We start from the raw sequence: 205 nt of genomic DNA on the forward strand, positions 1-205 counted from the left end.
GCTTGCTGGCCAGCATCTGCTTGATGTCCTGAGGCGTCCAGCCATCGCCGGTGGGCTCGGTGAAGTGCGTGCCGTTGTCGGTGAGCACGGTGTGGATCGTGTATGGAACCGCCGCGGCGAGCGCCCGGAGGAAGTTGGCCGCGATACGGCGCGTGGCCTTCTCGTGCAGTTCGACAAAGGCAAACTTCGAGGTGCGGTCGATGGC

Annotated in this window: 1 pseudogene; it reads right to left on the reverse strand. The window is 64.9% G+C overall.

The features are described from left to right. Nucleotides 1-205 (reverse strand): annotated as a pseudogene (locus JMJ56_RS36360) (IS481 family transposase); the annotation flags it as partial.

This window comes from Belnapia arida (assembly GCF_016773205.1).
Classification (GTDB): domain Bacteria; phylum Pseudomonadota; class Alphaproteobacteria; order Acetobacterales; family Acetobacteraceae; genus Belnapia; species Belnapia arida.